This is a genomic window from Nocardioides sp. Root240 (genome assembly GCF_001428825.1).
Lineage (GTDB): Bacteria > Actinomycetota > Actinomycetes > Propionibacteriales > Nocardioidaceae > Nocardioides.
Genome location: NZ_LMIT01000016.1, coordinates 193,000 through 211,165, shown reverse-complemented (window position 1 = coordinate 211,165; position 18,166 = coordinate 193,000). Strand labels below are relative to the sequence as shown.

The following is an 18,166-nucleotide window of genomic DNA, read 5'->3' as shown; positions in this document are numbered from 1 at the left end:
GAAGCGGGCGAGCGAAGCGAGCGCCTTGACGCCGGGGGTCGGTCGGCTACCGCGCGGCCGCCCCAGGAGCCCCCGCACGAGGACCCCCGGACGCGTCAGACGAGCACGCTGAACGGCAGGTCGCCACAGGGGATCGACGTCCCCCGCTGCTCGGGAGAGACCAGCCGCCCGGTGGGCACCCGCGGGTCGGCGGACAGCACGACCCGGAAGTTCTGGTTGACCACGGTCGCCCCGGCGTCGCGGACCGCGTCGAGCATCAGCGACTCGAAGGTGTCGAGCAGGGTGTCGGCGCCGACGACGCCGACCATGCGGCCGTCGACCTCCACCGGGATGGTCGTGGTGAGCATGTACTCGTCGCTGCAGACGTAGTCGACGAACGGGCCGGTGACGTGCGGACGCCCGGACTCGGCGGGGATGCGGTACCACTCGACCCGGCTGTAGTCGACGGGGTCGCCCGAGCCGGAGACCGTCGACTGGGCCAGCAGCTGGTGCTCCTCGCCCTGCCACCAGGCGAGGTAGAGGTGGTGGTCGGCCAGGAAGCCGGGCGCGGCGACGAAGCCGCCGCCGAAGAGGGGGAGCCCGGCGAGCAGGTCGCGGGTCAGCGGGTGTGCGGCGGCGACCAGGTCGGCCGCGGGCAGCACGGGACGCCGGCAGACCTCGTCGAGGCCGGCGCGGAGCACGTCGAGCGCCTCGATGACACCGGTGAAGTAGGCCTCCACCTCGCGGGCACAGGCGAGTGCTTCCGGCGACGCCGAGCCGCTCGCCCCCTCGATCACCATCGACCCCATGGACACACTCCTTCCGGGGCCCAGCCGGACCGGTTCCCCTCGGCTACCGAACGGCACGTCCGGCCGCATGTCAAGGAACTCCACCCTCGATGACCTCTACCGGTACGACGCGTGCAGCACCGCGAGCTCGTCGAGCGCTCCCGCCAGCTGCCGTCGTACGGCGGCCCGGGCCGCCTCTCCGTCGTGGGCCCGCACCGCGGCGAGCAGCTCCTCGTGGCAGGTGCGCGTGAACGCCTGGAACGCCTCATCGCCGAGCGGCTGGCGCAGCAGGGCGCCGAAGTCGGCCTCGAGGGCCACCACCTGACGGGTCATCCGGGCCGACTGGCTGAGTGCGGCGAGGCTCAGGTGCAGCTCGGCGTCGGCGTGGCGCCAGTGGCCCGGGTCGTGGTCGTCGGCGGCGGGCAGGAGCGAGGCGAGCAGGTCGACGTCGGCCTCGTCGGCGAGCTCGGCGGCGAGCTCGGCGCAGCCGGTGAGGATGACCAGGTGCAGCGTGCCGCGGTCGCGCAGCTCGACGCGCGACATCGCCGCCAGCCGGGCGGCCTGGGCGTCGGGGTCGTGGAGGTTGGCGCGGGTGACGTAGCTGCCGCCGTTGCGGCCGCGGACCGTGCTGATCAGGCCCTGGGCGCGCAGCGCGACGAGCGCCTCGCGGGCGGTGACGGTGGCGACGCCGAGCATCGCGGCGAGCTCGGACTCGCTGGGCAGCCGTTCGCCGTCGCGGAGCACGCCGGAGCGGATCGCGTCGGCGAGCCGCTGCTCGACGCGGACCGCGCGACCGACGTCCTCGAGCGGGGCGAAGATCGCGCCGCGGGTGCGGGTGCCGTGCCGCGGGCTCGAGCGGGGGCGGGACGTCGCGCTCATCCTCACCCTCCTGGCGGCTCGTGCGGTGCAGTCACGGAAACGTTACAGAGACGACTCTAGACATATAACCTCTGGGATCATATGTTTTAGGTGTGACCCAAGCCACCACGCCTCCCGCCGCCGCCCCGGCCGCCACCGGCGCCCCGCAGACGGCGATCCGCCTGCGCGGCCTGCAGAAGCACTTCGGTGACGTGGCCGCCGTCGACGGCGTCGACCTCGACATCGCCGACGGCGAGTTCTTCTCGATGCTCGGCCCGTCGGGCTCCGGCAAGACCACCGTCCTGCGCCTGATCGCCGGCTTCGAGTCGGCCAGCGCCGGCACCGTCGAACTCGGCGGCGTCGACGTCACGAAGGCCGCACCCTTCGAGCGCGACGTGCACACCGTGTTCCAGGACTACGCGCTCTTCCCGCACATGAGCGTCCTCGACAACGTCGCCTACGGGCTGCGGGTGCGGGGGATGGCCAAGAAGCAGCGCCGCGAGCGTGCCCAGCAGGCGCTCGACACGGTCCGCCTCGGCCACCTCGGCTCCCGCCGGCCGACCCAGCTCTCCGGCGGCCAGCGCCAGCGGGTCGCCCTGGCCCGGGCGATCGTCCTCGAGCCGCGGGTGCTGCTCCTCGACGAGCCCCTCGGCGCCCTCGACCTCAAGCTGCGCGAGCAGATGCAGGTCGAGCTGAAGCAGCTGCAGCGCGAGCTCGGCATCACCTTCGTGTTCGTCACCCACGACCAGGAGGAGGCGCTGACGCTCAGCGACCGGATCGCCGTCTTCGACGCCGGCCGGATCCAGCAGCTCGGCACGCCGCAGGAGATCTACGAGCAGCCGTCCTCGGCGTACGTCGCCGGCTTCGTCGGTACGACGAACCTCCTCGACGCGGAGACCTCCCAGCGACTGCTCGGTGTCGCGGCGGAGCACGCGCTGCGACCGGAGCGGCTGCGCCTGACCCCGGCGAACGACACCGAGTCCGCCGACGCGGGCGAGGTCCGGATCCCCGCGGTCGTCGTCGAGACGATCTACCTCGGCACCGGCAACCGCGTGCACCTGCGCACCGAGGACGGCCTCGAGCTCGTCGCCCTCGAGCAGTCGACCGGCTCGCTCGACGACAGCGGCCACCGCGGCGAGCAGGTCACGGTGCGCTTCGCGCGCGCCGACGTCGTCGCCCTCACCCCAGCCCCCTGACCCGACAAGCTCCCGTCCCCACCATCCCTAGAGAAAGCGGACACCCATGAAATCCACCTTCCGGAGCGGCCGTGTGGCCCTGGCCTGCCTGTCCCTGGTGTCGGTCTCCGTGCTGACCGCCTGCGGCAGCAGCGACGACGACAAGAAGACCGACGAGGTCGAGAAGCTCGGCAAGATGGAGGGCAAGGTCTCGATCCTGGCGTGGCCCGGCTACGTCGAGGACGGCAGCAACGACCCGAACGTCGACTGGGTCTCCGCCTTCGAGAAGAAGACGGGCTGCGAGGTCACCAGCAAGGCCTACGGCACCTCGGACGAGGCGCTCAACCTCGCCAAGTCCGGTGACTACGACGTGATCGCCGCCTCCGGCGACCTGTCGCTGCGCCTGATCGCGTCGGACGAGGCGCAGGCCATCAACACCGACCTGGTGCCGAACTACGCCAACGTCTACGACTTCCTCAAGGACACCGAGTGGAACTCGGTGGACGGCAAGAACTACGGCGTCCCGCACGGCTACGGCGCCAACCTGCTCATGTTCAACAAGAAGGACGTCGACGCGCCCACCTCGTGGGGAGCGGTCTTCGAGAAGGACCAGCTCGAGAAGAACAAGGGCAAGGTCACGGCGTACGACTCGCCGATCTACATCGCCGACGCCGCGCTCTACCTCATGAAGACGCAGCCCGACCTGGGCATCACCAACCCGTACGCCCTCGACGAGGACCAGCTCGCCGCGGCCGTCGACCTGCTCAAGGTGCAGCGCCAGTACGTCGGTGAGTACTGGTCGGACTACCTCAAGGAGATCCAGGCCTTCGAGACCGGTGACTCCGTGGTCGGCACGACCTGGCAGGTCATCAAGAACAACATCAAGAACAAGGACGTCGACGTCACGCTGCCCACCGAGGGCGCGACCGCGTGGAACGACACCTGGATGCTCTCGTCGCAGTCGAAGAGCCCGAACTGTGCCTACGCGTGGATGGACTACATCCTGAGCCCCGAGGCGAACGCGCAGGCCACCGAGTACTTCGGTGAGGCCCCCAACAGCCCGCAGGCGTGCGAGAAGACCACCGACCCGAAGCACTGCGAGACCTTCCACGCCGGTGACGAGGAGTACGCCAAGCAGCTGTGGTTCTGGCGCACGCCGGTCGAGAAGTGCCTCGACGGCCGTACGGACGTCCAGTGCACCAACTACGCCCAGTGGACCCAGGCCTGGACGGAGATCAAGGGCTGATCATGGCTGGCGACGTGACTCATGACGGGATTGCCCGCACGCGTGCGCAGGGTGCGTGCATCGCAAGGCGGCCGTGCGAAGGCATACCGGGCCGTCTTCCGAGCGCGGCCAACGCCGCGAGGCGCGTGCCCGGCGCGCGCGGGTGGGTGATCCAGGCATGAGTCACGTCGCCGACCCGTCCCCCGTCCTCGACAAGGCGCCGGCCCCCGCTCTGCGGGGGCCGGCTGCCCGGCCGGTCTCCCGGCTGCTGCACCGCCGGGTGTGGCTGCGGCTGACCCTGCTCCTGTCCGCCCCACTCGCCTGGATGATCCTCGTCTACGTCGTCGCTCTCGCGGCCCTGCTGATCACCTCGCTGTGGTCGGTCGACAGCCTCAGCAGCGAGATCGACCGCACGTGGACGCTGGACAACTTCCGCACCCTCTGGGAGAGCGACGTCTACCGAAGGGTCACGATCCGCACGGTCTCGGTCGCCCTCGCGGTGACCGTGATCGACGTGGCGATCGCGCTGCCGATCGCCTTCTACATGGCCAAGGTCGCCTCACCGCGGGCGCGCCGGATGCTCGTCGTCGCGGTGCTGACGCCGCTGTGGGCGAGCTACCTGGTGAAGGTCTTCGCCTGGCGCATCGTCCTCTCCGAGGGCGGCCTCGCCGACTGGTCCGGCATCGGCTCCCCGGGCTACGGCCTGACCGCGGTGATCATCACGCAGTCCTACATCTGGCTGCCGTACGTCATCCTGCCGATCTTCGCCGCCCTCGAGCGGGTCCCCGACTCGCTGCTCGAGGCGGCCGGCGACCTCGGCGCGCCGAGCCCGATGGTGCTGCGCTCGATCGTGCTGCCCCTGCTCGTGCCCGGCATCGTCGCCGGCGCGATCTTCAGCTTCTCGCTGACCCTCGGCGACTACATCACCGTCAACATCGTCGGCGGCGCCAACCAGATGCTCGGCAACCTGGTCTTCGTGAACGCCGGCGCGGCCAACAACCTGCCGCTGGCCGCTGCCATCGCGATGATCCCGATCGTCGTCATGCTGGTCATGCTCACCGCCATCCGGCGTACCGGCGCCCTGGAGAACATCTGATGACCCTCTCCACCACCGCCAAGCGGCTGCTGGCCGCCGTCACCTTCGGGGTGCTGGCGCTGATCTACCTGCCCCTGCTGGTCGTCGTCGCGAACTCGGTCAACTCCAACGAGTCGATGACCTGGCCGCCCGACCACCTCACGTTCGAGTGGTGGCAGCGCGCCTGGCACAGCGCCGGAGCTCGCGACGCGCTGCTGACCAGCCTCGAGGTCGGCGCCGTCGCCACCGGCATCGCGCTGGTGCTCGGCACCCTGCTCGCGATGGCACTGCAGCGGTACTCGTTCTTCGGCAAGAACACCGTGAACCTGCTGGTGATCCTGCCGATCGCGCTGCCGGGCGTCGTCACCGGCATCGCGCTCAACAACGGCTTCCGCGGGATCCTCGGCATCGACCTGACGCTGTGGACAATCGTGATCGCGCATGCGACCTTCTGCATCGTCACGGTCTTCAACAACGTGCAGGCGCGGCTGCGCCGGATGGGCACCAGCCTCGAGGAGGCGTCCGCCGACCTCGGCGCGGGCGTGTTCACGACCTTCCGGCTGGTCACCCTCCCGCAGCTCCGCTCGGCCTTGCTCGCCGGTGGCATGCTCGCTTTCGCACTCAGCTTCGACGAGATCATCGTGACCACCTTCACCGCCGGCGACGGCGCGACGACCCTGCCGATCTGGATCCTGAACAACATGTTCCGGCCCAACCAGGCACCCGTCGTCAACGTCGTGGCCGTCGTCCTGATCGTGTTCTCGATCATCCCCGTCTGGCTGGCGCAGCGCCTGTCCTCCGACGTCGACGCCGTCCGCTGATCCCCCACCTCCCGAACCTCCCCGAACCCCCAGGAGCACCGCATGACCACCCCGATCGAGTACGCCGTCCGCAACCCCGCCACCGGGGAGCTGGTCGAGTCCTTCCCCACGGCCACCGACGCCGAGGTGAGGGCCGCGGTCGACGCGGCCGCGGCGGCGTACGCCACCTGGGGCCGGACCTCGGCCCTCGCCGACCGGGTCGCGCTGATCCGGCGGGTCGCCGAGCTGCACCGCGAGCGCCAGGCCGAGCTGGCCGCGGCCATGGTCGAGGAGATGGGCAAGCCGCTCGAGGACGCGGAGGGCGAGGTCGACTTCTCGGCGTCGATCTACGAGTTCTACGCCGACAACGCGGAGCGCTTCCTCGCCGACGAGGAGATCGCGCTCGGCGAGGGCGAGGGCACCGCGGTGGTCCGCCGGACGCCGGTCGGCCCGCTGCTCGGGATCATGCCGTGGAACTTCCCCGTCTACCAGATCGCCCGCTTCGCCGGCCCGAACCTGACGACCGGCAACACGATCGTGCTCAAGCACGCGCCGCAGTGCCCGCGCTCGGCCGCGCTGCAGGAGCAGATCTTCCGTGACGCCGGCTTCCCCGAGGGTGCCTACGTCAACATCTACGCCACCAACGAGCAGATCGCCGACGTCATCGCCGACCCGCGCATCCAGGGCGTCTCGCTCACCGGCTCCGAGCGGGCCGGCGCGGCCGTCGCCGAGATCGCCGGGCGCAACCTGAAGAAGGTCGTGCTCGAGCTCGGCGGCTCCGACCCGTTCATCGTGCTCTCGACCGACGACCTCGACGCGACCGTCGACGCCGCGGTCTTCGCCCGCATGGACAACGCCGGCCAGGTCTGCAACGGCGGCAAGCGGTTCATCGTCCTCGACGAGCTGTACGACGACTTCGTCTCCCGCTTCACCGAGAAGGTCCTCGCCGCCTCCGAAAGCTCGCCGCTGTCGTCCGCGACGGCCGCCGACAACCTCGCCACCCAGGTCGAGGCAGCGGTCGCCGGCGGCGCGAGCCTGGCCAGCAAGGGCGAGCGCAACGGCGCGTTCTTCCCGAGCGGGGTGCTGTCGGGCATCACGACCGACAACCCGGCGTACCAGCAGGAGCTGTTCGGCCCGGTCGCGATGGTGTTCCGCGCGAGCGACGAGGCCGACGCCGTACGGATCGCCAACGACACGCCCTACGGCCTCGGGTCCTACGTCTTCTCCGCCGACCCCGCGCAGGCGCAGCGCGTCGCCGACCAGATCGAGGCCGGCATGGTCTTCGTCAACGGCGTCGGCCTCGACGCGGCCGAGCTGCCCTTCGGCGGCATCAAGCGCTCGGGCTTCGGCCGCGAGCTCGGTCGGTTCGGCATGGAGGAGTTCGTCAACAAGAAGCTGATCCGGACCGTCTGAGGAGCGGCCGTGCCCGACCTGACCCCTCCCGCGCCGCCACAGGAGCGCCGGCTCGTCACGGCGATCCCCGGCCCGCGCTCCCTCGAGCTGCAGGCCCGCAAGGAGGCCGCCGTCTCCGGCGGCATCGGCGTGATGCTGCCGGTGTACGCCGTGGCGGCCGGCGGCGGCGTGCTCGTCGACGTCGACGGCAACTCGCTGATCGACCTCGGCTCCGGCATCGCGGTGACCACGGTCGGCAACGCGCACCCGCGGGTCGCCGCGGCGGTGGCCCGGCAGGTGGCGGCGTTCACGCACACCTGCTTCATGGTCACGCCCTACGACGGCTACGTCGAGGTCTGCGAGGCGCTCAACCGGCTCACGCCGGGCGAGCACGCCAAGCGGTCGGCGCTCTTCAACTCGGGCGCGGAGGCGGTCGAGAACGCCGTCAAGATCGCCCGCCACGCGACCGGGCGCGACGCCGTGGTGGTCTTCGACCACGCCTACCACGGGCGGACCAACCTCACGATGGCGATGACGGCGAAGAACATGCCCTACAAGGACGGGTTCGGTCCGTTCGCCGCCGAGGTCTACCGGGCGCCGATGTCCTACCCGTTCCGTGACGGCTGCGACGGTGCCACCGCCGCGGCCCGGGCGATCGACGTGATCGACAAGCAGGTCGGCGCCGCCAACCTGGCTGCCGTCGTCATCGAGCCGATCCAGGGCGAGGGCGGCTTCGTCGTCCCGGCCGACGGCTTCCTGCCCGCCCTGGCCGCGTGGTGCCGCGCGAACGGCGTGCTCTTCGTCGCGGACGAGGTGCAGACCGGCTTCGCCCGCACCGGTGAGCTGTTCGCGTGCGACCACGAGGGCGTCGTACCGGACCTGATCGTGACGGCCAAGGGCATCGCCGGCGGCCTCCCCCTCGCCGCGGTCACCGGCCGCGCCGAGCTGATGGACGCCCCGCACGCCGGCGGCCTCGGCGGCACGTACGGCGGCAACCCCGTCGCCTGCGCGGCGGCGCTCGCCGTCGTCGAGGCCATCGAGACCGAGGACCTGGTCGCCCGGGCCGCCGGCATCGGCGCCCGCCTCACCGCCCGGCTGACCGCGCTCCAGGCACGCGACCCGCGGATCGGCGACGTCCGCGGCCGCGGCGCGATGATCGCCGTCGAGCTGGTGCGCCCCGGCACGCTCGAGCCGGACGCCGACCTCGCCAAGCGGGTCGCGACCGCCGCCCACGCCCAGGGCCTGATCGTGCTGACCTGCGGCACCTGGGGCAACGTGCTGCGCTTCCTTCCGCCGCTGAGCATCTCCGACGCTCTCCTCGATGAGGGGTTCGACGTGCTCGAGGAGATCTTCGCGTCGCTCGCCTGACGCGCCGGCGGCACGGGCCAGTCCCAGCACCGAGCCCAGAGGTTTCGAGGCTCGTCGCTGGCGCTCCTCGCACCTCAACCACCGGGAGGGAGCGGTTTCAAGGGGTCGTCGCTGGCGGCTCGTGCCGCCAACTCGGGGAGCCGGGCGGCACCCGATAGCCTCGGACCCATGCCCAGCGTGCGCCCGATCAGCCCGACCGAGCACCGTGATTTCCTCACCACGCTGCCGTCCGCGAGCTTCCTCCAGACGCCCGGGTGGGCGGCCGTGAAGGGGGAGTGGCGTAGCGAGTCGATCGGATGGTTCGACGACGAAGGCGTGCAGGTGGGGGTCGCGCTGGTGCTCTACCGGCAGCTGCCGAAGCTCAAGCGCTTCCTGGCCTACCTGCCCGAGGGCCCGGTCATCGACTGGGCCGGCGACGACCTCGCCGCGTGGTTGGACCCGATGGTGGCGCACCTGAGGAAGCAGGGGGCCTTCGCCGTACGGATCGGACCGCCGGTCGTCACCCGGCGCTGGACCACGGCGCAGGTCAAGGAGGGCATCGCCGACGCCGAGGTCGCGCTGCTCAGCCAGATCCCGCCGGCCGAGCGGAACCCGGTCGGTGCCCGCGCGGTGGCCCAGCTGCACGAGCTCGGGTGGCGCCACCAGGGCGTCGAGGGCGGGTTCGCGGCGGGTCAGCCGCAGTTCGTCTTCCAGGTCCCGCTGCGCGACGCCGACGGCGCCCAGCTCTCCGAGGACGACGTGCTCAAGGGCATGAACCAGCTCTGGCGCCGCAACATCAAGAAGGCCGCCAAGGAGGGCGTCGAGGTCACCGTCGGCGGCCGCGACGACCTGGCGGCGTTCCACGAGCTCTACGTGCACACCGCCCAGCGCGACCACTTCACCCCGCGTCCGCTGCGCTACTTCCAGACCATGTACGACGCCCTGACCGCCGACGCCCCCGACCGGTTCACCCTCTGGCTGGCCCGCCACGACGGCGACCTGGTCGCGTCGACCATCGCGATCCGGGTCGGCGAGCACGCGTGGTACTCCTACGGCGCCTCGTCCACCGAGAAGCGCGAGGTCCGCGGCTCGAACGCCGTGCAGTGGGCGATGATCCGCGACGCGATCGCCCACGGCGCTGCCGTCTACGACCTGCGCGGCATCACCGAGACCCTCGACGCCGACGACCTGCACGTCGGGCTGATCCAGTTCAAGGTCGGCACCGGCGGCGAGGCGGTCGAGTACGCCGGCGAGTGGGACATGCCCGTCAACCGGCCGCTCTACAAGGCCTTCCAGCTCTACCTGGCGCGACGGGGGTGAACCGAGCATGAGCCTCACCCTCACCGTCGACGGCCCGCGCTGGCGGGCCCACCTCGAGCAGGTCGCCGCGACCCACGCCGGGCTGGTCCCGGTCGCCAAGGGCAACGGCTACGGCTTCACCCTCGGCCGGCTGGCCCGCAAGGCGCAGTGGCTCGCCGACCGCGGCCACGACGTCCGCACGCTCGCCGTCGGCACCTACGACGAGCTGCCCGAGGTCGCGCAGCGCTGGGACGGCGACCTGCTGGTGCTGACCCCGTGGCGCCCGTGGGTGCCGCTGCCCGACCCCGCGACCCGCCGCCGCCTGGTCCACACGGTCAGCCGCGTGGTCGACCTCCGCGACCTGCTGCACGCCGACCCGAGCGCCCGCATCGTGCTCGAGCGGATGACCTCGATGCGTCGCCACGGCATGGCCGCGCGCGAGCTGTGGGAGGCCGGTGAGCTGCTCCGCAAGCACCCCGGCGCCCGGATCGAGGGCCTCGCGCTCCACCTCCCGCTCGGGCAGGGCACCCACCTCGGCGAGGTCACCCGGCTGATGAACGACTTCGTCGCCGCCGAGGTCCCCACCCGCGGGACGCCGGCCGTCTGGGTCAGCCACCTGACCGACGCCGAGCTCGCCACCCTCCGCGGCCAGTACGGCGACTTCGCCTTCCGCCCGCGCATCGGCACGGGCCTCTGGCTCGGCGATCGTGGCGCGCTGAGCGTGACCGCGACGGTCCTCGACGTGCACCCGGTCGAGCGGGGCGACGCCTTCGGCTACCGCGGCCGCACCGCGCCCAAGTCCGGCCACGTGCTGGTGGTCAGCGGCGGCACGGCCCACGGCATCGGCCTCGAGGCGCCCACCGGCGAGCAGACGATCAAGGCACGCGCCGCCAGCCTGGCCCGCGGCGGCATGGACGCGGTCGGCTTCGTCCGCTCGCCGTACTCCATCGACCGCAAGCAGCGCCTCTTCGCCGAGCCCCCGCACATGCAGGCCTCGATGCTGTTCGTGCCGCACGGCGCGCGCGTGCCGGAGGTCGGCGAGGACGTCGACGTCCGCGTCCGCTACACCGCGACCACGTTCGACCGGGTCGTCATCGACCAGTAGTCCGCGAGGAACGAGCGGGCTGCGTCGGTCGACGAGGTTGAGCAAGCGCGTCGACGCGAGCTTGCGAGCGGCGAGGACCGCGCGTCGAAACCCGTCGTCTCGCGCAGCAGAGGTGCCCGCCCGGTCCCAGCACCACGGCCAGACGTCTCGAGACGGTTGCTGCGCAACCTCCTCGACGAACGAGGGCGGGTCAGCGCCGCCGGAAGCCTGCGATCTCCAGGCTCCGCGCGGCCGGCTCCCGCGGTGCGACGGGTACGTCGAGCAGCGGGTCCTCGCGCGCGGGGTCCCGGTCGGGGCGGTACATGTCGCGGACGATGACGGCCGCGAGGTACAGCTCGCCGAGCACGCGCACCGCGATGCCCACCCAGTAGAACCCGGCGTCACCGCCGCCCGCGGGCTGGAGGTAGCCGCCGAGGTACCACCACACGGTGCAGAAGTAGAGGACCTCGGTGGCCTGCCAGATGATCTGGTCGCGCCAGCGCGGCCGCGCGAGGACGGCGAGGGGCAGCAGCCACAGCACGTACTGCGGCGAGTAGACCTTGTTGACCAGCAGGAAGCCGACGACGATCAGGTAGCCGAGCTGGGCCAGCCGCGGCACCGTCGCCTCCGGGCGGATCCGGCGTCCGGCGGTCATGCCGATCACGAACACCGCGGCGCACCAGGCGCCGAACAGGATCCACGACCAGACGTTGATGGTGTGGGCCCGGAAGCCGACGTCACCGGCCTGATCGATCAGCATCCAGACCGAGCCCAGGTCGGCCGTGCGGTCGGCGTTGAACGTCCAGAAGTGCTTCCACTGCTCCGCCCCGCTCAGGTACGCCGGCGCGTTGGCCAGCAGCCAGGCGACGACCGCGGCCAGCGTGGCCGCCGCGAAGGCGCCGTAGCGCCGCCGGCGCAGGCAGATCACGAGCAGCCCGCCGAGCAGGAAGAGCGGGTACAGCTTGGCGGCCGTGCCGAGGCCGATCAGCACGCCGGTCAGCACCGGCCGGTCGCGCGACCACGACCAGAGCGCCCCGGCGACCAGCGCCACGGCGATCAGGTCCCAGTTGATCAGCCCGGTCAGCAGCAACGTGGGGGAGAGGGCGAAGGCGGCGGCGTCCCAGGGCCGCAGCGGATGGGCGCGCGAGAGCAGCCAGGTCGCCGCCAGCGCGAGCGCGCCGAAGCCCAGGGCGTTGACCAGCAGGAAGATGGTCTTCTCCTGCTCGACCTCGGGGTCGGCGTACAGGGCGTCGACGGGCTCCTTGTAGCGCGCCTCGACGTCGGGGGAGCCGTTGAGCCAGTGCGTCACCCAGGCCGTGCCCCAGGCCCAGTAGGAGATCCCGACGGGGTACTCCATCGTCTCGTAGCGCGCCCGGGTCTGCGCGTCGTCGCTGTAGGGCCACGCGTGCTCGGCCATGCCGCGCGGGACGTAGAGCGGCTTGAGGTCGGTGTAGCACATGTGGGAGTAGACCCAGTTCTGGTCCTTGCCCTCCGCCAGCGAGCACGGCGCCTTCTGCACCAGTCCGAGCGCGAAGGTGCACGCGGTCAGCAGGAGCAGCACCCGCAGCGGCGTCCACCACCGGTGCGGCCGGGCGCGCTCGCCCATCGGTCCGCCCACCACCTCGCTGAGCCCGGTGACGACCGGGTCGTCCAGCGTGGGGTGGACGTGCGGCCTGCGCTCGGTCGGCATCGGTTCAGGCAGCCTCAGGCGGCGGTACGACGGCGGCGGCCCGCCCTCGTGCGGGACCGTTCCGAGAGGGCGCCCGCGGGCTTGCCGTTGCCCCCGCCGCCGTTGACCAGCGGGTTGGTCGGCTGCGGGTCCGAGCCGTCGGGCGTGCCGTCACCGTCGGTGTCCGGGTTGTTGGGGTCGGTGCCCTGCGCGATCTCATCGGCGTCGGAGATGCCGTCGCCGTCGGAGTCGACCGGCGCCTCGGTGGTCGGCGGCACCGTGGTCGGCGGCACCGTGGGAGCGGTGGTGGTCGGCGGCGCCTCGGTCGTCTTCGACGGCTTCGGCTTCGGCTTCTTCGTCGGCTTCGGCGGCGCGGGGGCGTGGCCCTCGCTCGGGGCGTCACCCTTGACGTAGGCCGCGCCCGGCAGGTCGAGGACCTCCTCGCCCTCCAGCGCCTTCTCCATCACCGCGGTCCAAGTGAGCGCGGGGTACGTGCCACCGAAGTACGACGGCAGCCAGTCCTTGAGCTGCTCGTTGCCCTTGCCGCGGACGTACATCACGGCCGTCGAGAGCTGCGGGGTGTAGCCGACGAACCAGGCCGAGGAGACCTCGCCCTTGCCGTTGGTCGCCGTGCCGGTCTTGCCGCCGGCGGGCCGGCCCAGCGGCAGGGTCTTGGTGCCGGAGCCGGTCTTGATCACCTGCTGCAGCGCGTAGCCCACGTCATCGGAGATACCCTCGCTGATCGCGCGGTGGTCGGTCACTTTGTGCGAGTAGCGCACGTCGCCGTCGGCGTCGACGACCTTCTCGATGATGTAGGCGTCGGCGGCCATGCCGCGGTTGGCGATGGTGGCGTAGCCGTTGGCCATGTTGATCGGGCTGACCGTCTGCGCACCGAGCGCGACGCCCGTGTCCGGCTTCAGGCCGGGGCTCGACGTCGGGAAGCCGTAGGGCGGGTTGGCCGGCTCCCGCGGCGGGATGCCCATCCGGTTGGCCGTGTCGATGATCTTCTGCGGGCCGTCGTCCATCGCCAGGGTCATGTCGATGAAGGCCGTGTTGATCGAGCTCTCGGTCGCCTTGATCAGGTTGACCCGGCCGTAGTCCTCGTCACCCTGGTTGGTGAAGGGCCGGCCACCGCCCGGCAGCTCGTAGGGGGAGTTGCCGTCGAAGGTGTCCTTGAGCTCGAAGCCGTCCTCGATGCCGGCCGCGAGCGCGAACGGCTTGAACGTCGACCCGGCCTGGCCACCCGCGACCGCCCAGTTGAGCTGCGAGTCGAGGAAGTCCTGGCCGGCGTAGATGCCGCGGACCGCGCCGGTGCCGGGCTCGACCGAGGCGACGGCGACGTGGAGGTTCCTGCCGAAGCCCTCGGGCTTCTCCTCCAGCACCCCGTCCTTGGCGGCGTTCATCGCCTTCTTGGTGAAGGTCGTGGTGATCTTGAGACCGCCGCCGTTGATCTCCTGCTCGCTGAACCCGAGCCGGACCAGCTCCTTGCGGACCATCGTCAGCACGTGGCCGCGCTGGCCGCCGTACTGCTCGACGTTGCGGATCTTCGGGAACTTCGGCAGCGCGGCGCGGATCTCGGAGACCTGTGCGGACGTCGCGGTCCCCATGTCCTCCATCGAGTCCAGGACGTACTGGTAGCGACCGAGCAGCGCGGCCTCGGCAGCGTCGCCGTTGGCCGGGTCGAGGCCGACCGGGTTGTTCAGGACGGCCGACAGCACAGCCGACTGGGCCAGGGTGAGCTTGCTGGCGTCGACGTCGAAGTACGACTGCGCCGCGGCCTGGATGCCGTAGGCGCCGCGGCCGAAGTAGATCGTGTTGAGGTAGCCCTCGAGGATCTCCTGCTTGCTCTTCTGGTTCTTGATCTTGAGGGAGAGGATCGCCTCCTTGACCTTGCGCTTCCAGGTGCGCTCCTGGGTCAGGTAGAGGATCTTCACGTACTGCTGCGTGATCGTGGAGGCACCGCGGGTGGAGTTGCCCTGCGCGTTGCTGAAGGCGGCGCTGATGATGCCCTTGGGGTCGAGGCCGTTGTCGGTCCAGAAGGTCCGGTTCTCGGCGGCGACGACGCCGTCCTTCACGAACTGCGGCATCTCGTCGTAGGGGATCGACTCGCGCTTCTGGATGGCGAACTGCCCGATCTCGGACTTGCCGCCGCTGTAGTAGACCTGCGTGGTCTGGGTGAGGAACTCCGCGTTGGGGTCCGGGATGTCGATCGACCGGTAGGCGATCCAGAAGCTGACGACGCCGAGCAGGCCCATCACGACCGCGACGACGAGACCCCACAGGGTGAACCTCTTGAGCCGCTGCTTCCACGTGCGCGGGGTCTTCTCGGCTCCCTTGCGCGTGCGCTTCGGGCGTCCGGAGGCGGACCCACCTGACTTGCGCTTTCCCTCAACCACGGTGGACAGGGTACGGCGCACGCCCGAGCCCGCCCGATTCCCCGCCGGAACCCCTCGGGGACACTCCCGATCCATCGAAAGTTCACGTTCCGCGGATATATCGCTACGATAGGTCGCATGGCACGGCGTGGAGACACCATCGAGCTGGCAGTCCTCGGACTGCTGCACGAGGGACCCATGCACGGCTACGAGCTGCGCAAGCGGCTCAACCTGATGCTCGGTTGGGGTCGACTGCTCTCCTATGGGTCGCTCTACCCGGCGCTGAAGAAGATGCTCCGCGGCGACCTCATCGAGGAGACCGTGCCTTCGGGTCCGCCGACCCGCCGGCAGCGGATCGTCTACAAGGTCACCGACCTCGGCACCGAGGAGTTCGCGCGCCTGATGTCGGAGGTGGGTCCTGCTGCATGGGAGGACGACAACTTCGACATCCGGTTCCGGTTCTTCTCCTCCACGGACATGGAGATCCGGTTGCGCGTCCTCGAAGGACGCCGCTCCCGCCTCCAGGAGCGGCTCGACCGCGTCCAGCGGGAGCTGTCGATGACCCAGGCGGAGGCCGACCGATACGCCGCGGAGCTCCAGCGCCACGGTGTCGAGTCGGTGGAGCGCGAGGTCCGGTGGCTGTCGGACCTGATCAACGCCGAGCGCAACGTGCAGGTCCAGTCAACGCCAGCTCCGGACGCACCGACGGCATCACCGTCGGCGCCGTCCTGATCATTCACGAGATGTCATGAGTACCAAGGAAGGAAACCCCATGGGTTCGGTTCGAGTAGCGATCGCGGGCGTGGGCAACTGCGCCACGTCCCTCATCCAGGGCGTGCAGTACTACCGGGACGCTGACGCCACGAGCACCGTTCCGGGGCTCATGCACGTCCAGTTCGGTGAGTACCACGTCCGCGACGTCGAGTTCGTCGCCGCGTTCGACGTCGACGACCTGAAGGTCGGCAAGGACCTCTCCGAGGCCATCAACGCCTCGCAGAACAACACCATCAAGATCGCCGACGTGCCCACGCTCGGTGTCGAGGTCCAGCGCGGCCCGACGCTCGACGGCCTCGGCAAGTACTACCGACTCACCATCGACGAGTCCTCGGCCGACCCGGTCGACGTCGTGCAGGCCCTCAAGGACGCGCAGGTCGACGTGCTCGTCTCCTACCTCCCGGTGGGTTCCGAGGAGGCCGACAAGTTCTACGCCCAGTGCGCGATCGACGCCGGCGTGGCCTTCGTCAACGCCCTGCCCGTCTTCATCGCCTCCGACCCCGAGTGGGCCCAGAAGTTCGAGGACGCCGGCGTCCCGATCGTCGGTGACGACATCAAGTCGCAGGTCGGCGCCACCATCACCCACCGCGTGATGGCGAAGCTGTTCGAGGACCGCGGCGTCGCGCTGGACCGCACCTACCAGCTCAACGTCGGCGGCAACATGGACTTCAAGAACATGCTGGAGCGCGAGCGCCTCGAGTCCAAGAAGGTCTCCAAGACCCAGGCCGTCACCTCCAACCTCAACGGCTCGCTCGCCAACGTGGGCGCCGACGACCGCAACGTGCACATCGGCCCGTCCGACTACGTCGCGTGGCTCGACGACCGCAAGTGGGCCTACGTCCGCCTCGAGGGTCGCGCCTTCGGTGACGTCCCGCTGAACCTCGAGTACAAGCTCGAGGTCTGGGACTCCCCGAACTCGGCCGGCATCATCATCGACGCCGTCCGCGCCGCGAAGATCGCCAAGGACCGTGGCATCGGCGGCCCGATCATCCCGGCCTCGGCGTACCTCATGAAGAGCCCGCCGGTCCAGATCGAGGACACCGAGGGCCGCGCGCTCCTCGAGAAGTTCATCGCCGGCGAGTGACCTCACTGCGCTGACACCAGCACCGCCCCGATCCGTTCGCGGATCGGGGCGGTCCTGTTTTCGAGGTTGCCTGACAGGGTCGGGCTGGCCGCCGGGGGTCGGTCGGCGACCGCGCGGCCGCCCCAGGCCACCGCAGCAGGGGACCGTCAGCCGCCGACCTTGAAGCAGCCCAGCTCCTGACGGAACTCGAGCCGGGTCCACACCGCGCGGTGGTCGGAGACCCCCGAGGCGAGCACGACCGCCTGCAGCGGCGTGAACCAGCCGTCGTGGAGGACGTAGTCGATCCGGTTGCGCGGGTTGCGGGCCGGCACGGTGTTGCCGGCGCCGGAGCCCACCGCCCACGCGTCGCCCAGGCCGGCCGAGCGCAACGCGCGGATCGGGGCGCCGCCGGGGCCGGTGTTGAGGTCGCCGGCGAGGATCTTCGGGCGCGGGTCGGCTGCCAGCACCTTGATCGTCGTGCGGGCCTGCGCGAGCCGCGCGACGCCGCTGGCGTGGTCGAAGTGGGTGGCGTAGGCGCTGATCTCGGTGCCGTCGACGTTGATCACCGCGTGCAGCAGGCCCCGCTGCTCCCGGCCGCTCGCGATCGGCAGCAGGGTGTTGTGCCACTCGACCACGGGGAACCGGGACAGGATCGCGTTGCCGATCGGCCCCGAGCCGCGGCTGCGCTGGTTGCCGCCGTAGACCCAGGTGAGGTCGGTGGCCTTGGCGAGCGCCTCGGCCTGCTGGATGCCGCCGGTGCGGCTGCGGCCCTGGTCGACCTCCTGGAGCAGCACGATGTCCGGGTCCCAGGTCTTGATCTCGGTGCCGATCCGGCCCAGCTGCAGGTGCTCGTCCTTGGTCGCGCCGTGGTGGATGTTGAAGGTCAGCACGGTCAGCGGCTTCTTCAGCGGCGCCTTCGGGCACAGCGACGCCGGAATGCTCGGCAGCGGCGGCAGCGGGTCGGCGCGGCTGGGCTGGAAGCCGGACGACGGCGCCGTCGGCACCGTGTCGATGTCCTGCTCCGGGAGCGCGGACTTCTTGCCGCCGCCCTGCACGAGGAAGACCACGCCGAGCACGACGAGGACGACCACCACCACGGCGGCGGTCGCGACCTGGGCGACGGGGCTGGGCCCCACGGCCGCGCGCGGCAGGGGCGGCTTCGGGGCGTCCGCCGACTCGTCGGGGGTGCCCGCTCCCTCGTCGGCCGGCTCCCCCGGACGGTCGTCGCTCACAGGGTCATTCAACCCGGCCCGCCGTCACGAC

Annotated in this window: 15 protein-coding genes; 10 read left to right on the top strand and 5 right to left on the bottom strand. The window is 70.9% G+C overall.

What is annotated here, in order from left to right; translation table 11 throughout:
* Positions 1-95: 95 nt before the first annotated feature.
* Entirely contained in the window at positions 96-788 is a 693-nt protein-coding gene (locus tag ASE20_RS23855; protein ID WP_056897078.1) for a cache domain-containing protein, read from the bottom strand.
* 96 nt (positions 789-884) lie between these two features.
* Positions 885-1,646, bottom strand: a complete 762-nt coding sequence (locus tag ASE20_RS23850; RefSeq protein WP_056897077.1) for a FadR/GntR family transcriptional regulator — start codon at positions 1,644-1,646, stop codon at positions 885-887.
* A gap of 92 nt (positions 1,647-1,738) precedes the next feature.
* On the opposite strand from ASE20_RS23850, the gene ASE20_RS23845 reads away from it, so the two are divergent.
* From ASE20_RS23845 to ASE20_RS23810, 8 genes are all read left to right on the top strand, one after another.
* Entirely contained in the window at positions 1,739-2,821 is a 1,083-nt protein-coding gene (locus ASE20_RS23845; protein WP_056897076.1) for an ABC transporter ATP-binding protein, read from the top strand.
* Between the two features lie 46 nt (positions 2,822-2,867).
* Positions 2,868-4,046 carry an extracellular solute-binding protein gene (locus tag ASE20_RS23840; RefSeq protein ID WP_056897075.1) on the top strand — a complete coding sequence of 393 codons (1,179 nt, stop codon included), beginning with the start codon at positions 2,868-2,870 and terminating at the stop codon, positions 4,044-4,046.
* Between the two features lie 157 nt (positions 4,047-4,203).
* A complete protein-coding gene (locus tag ASE20_RS23835) occupies positions 4,204-5,121 on the top strand; it encodes an ABC transporter permease (protein WP_082612860.1) in 918 nt (305 codons plus the stop codon).
* A complete protein-coding gene (locus tag ASE20_RS23830; protein WP_056897074.1) occupies positions 5,121-5,921 on the top strand; it encodes an ABC transporter permease in 801 nt (266 codons plus the stop codon). The genes ASE20_RS23835 and ASE20_RS23830 overlap by 1 nt, the downstream gene beginning before the upstream one ends.
* Before the next feature lie 42 nt (positions 5,922-5,963).
* Entirely contained in the window at positions 5,964-7,313 is a 1,350-nt protein-coding gene (locus tag ASE20_RS23825) for an NAD-dependent succinate-semialdehyde dehydrogenase (protein WP_056897073.1), read from the top strand.
* Between the two features lie 9 nt (positions 7,314-7,322).
* A complete protein-coding gene (gene gabT / locus ASE20_RS23820) occupies positions 7,323-8,660 on the top strand; it encodes a 4-aminobutyrate--2-oxoglutarate transaminase (protein ID WP_056897072.1) in 1,338 nt (445 codons plus the stop codon).
* A 168-nt stretch (positions 8,661-8,828) separates the two neighbouring features.
* Complete coding sequence (locus ASE20_RS23815; RefSeq protein ID WP_056897071.1) at positions 8,829-9,959, top strand: lipid II:glycine glycyltransferase FemX; 1,131 nt, start codon at positions 8,829-8,831, stop codon at positions 9,957-9,959.
* A 7-nt stretch (positions 9,960-9,966) separates the two neighbouring features.
* On the top strand, positions 9,967-11,043 hold the full coding sequence (locus ASE20_RS23810; RefSeq protein ID WP_056897070.1) for an alanine racemase: 1,077 nt from the start codon (positions 9,967-9,969) through the stop codon (positions 11,041-11,043).
* Between the two features lie 190 nt (positions 11,044-11,233).
* Here the strand turns inward: ASE20_RS23810 and ASE20_RS23805 are convergent, their stop codons facing one another.
* Together ASE20_RS23805 and ASE20_RS25910 are read right to left on the bottom strand one after the other, a co-directional pair.
* Positions 11,234-12,712: a glycosyltransferase family 87 protein gene (locus ASE20_RS23805; RefSeq protein ID WP_082612859.1), complete on the bottom strand. Its 1,479-nt coding sequence runs from the start codon at positions 12,710-12,712 to the stop codon at positions 11,234-11,236.
* Between the two features lie 14 nt (positions 12,713-12,726).
* Positions 12,727-15,087, bottom strand: a complete 2,361-nt coding sequence (locus ASE20_RS25910) for a transglycosylase domain-containing protein (RefSeq protein WP_162261026.1) — start codon at positions 15,085-15,087, stop codon at positions 12,727-12,729.
* Between the two features lie 117 nt (positions 15,088-15,204).
* Here ASE20_RS25910 and ASE20_RS23795 point away from each other — a divergent pair, with 117 nt between their 5' ends.
* Both ASE20_RS23795 and ASE20_RS23790 read left to right on the top strand, forming a co-directional pair.
* Positions 15,205-15,798 (top strand): PadR family transcriptional regulator, encoded by a 594-nt coding sequence (locus ASE20_RS23795; protein ID WP_056897068.1) that lies wholly within the window; start codon positions 15,205-15,207, stop codon positions 15,796-15,798.
* Positions 15,799-15,838: 40 nt separating this feature from the next.
* Positions 15,839-16,924: an inositol-3-phosphate synthase gene (locus ASE20_RS23790; protein WP_056897067.1), complete on the top strand. Its 1,086-nt coding sequence runs from the start codon at positions 15,839-15,841 to the stop codon at positions 16,922-16,924.
* Between the two features lie 146 nt (positions 16,925-17,070).
* On the opposite strand, the gene ASE20_RS23785 is transcribed toward ASE20_RS23790, so the two are convergent.
* Positions 17,071-18,135, bottom strand: a complete 1,065-nt coding sequence (locus ASE20_RS23785) for an endonuclease/exonuclease/phosphatase family protein (protein ID WP_056897066.1) — start codon at positions 18,133-18,135, stop codon at positions 17,071-17,073.
* Between the last annotated feature and the right edge of the window lie 31 nt (positions 18,136-18,166).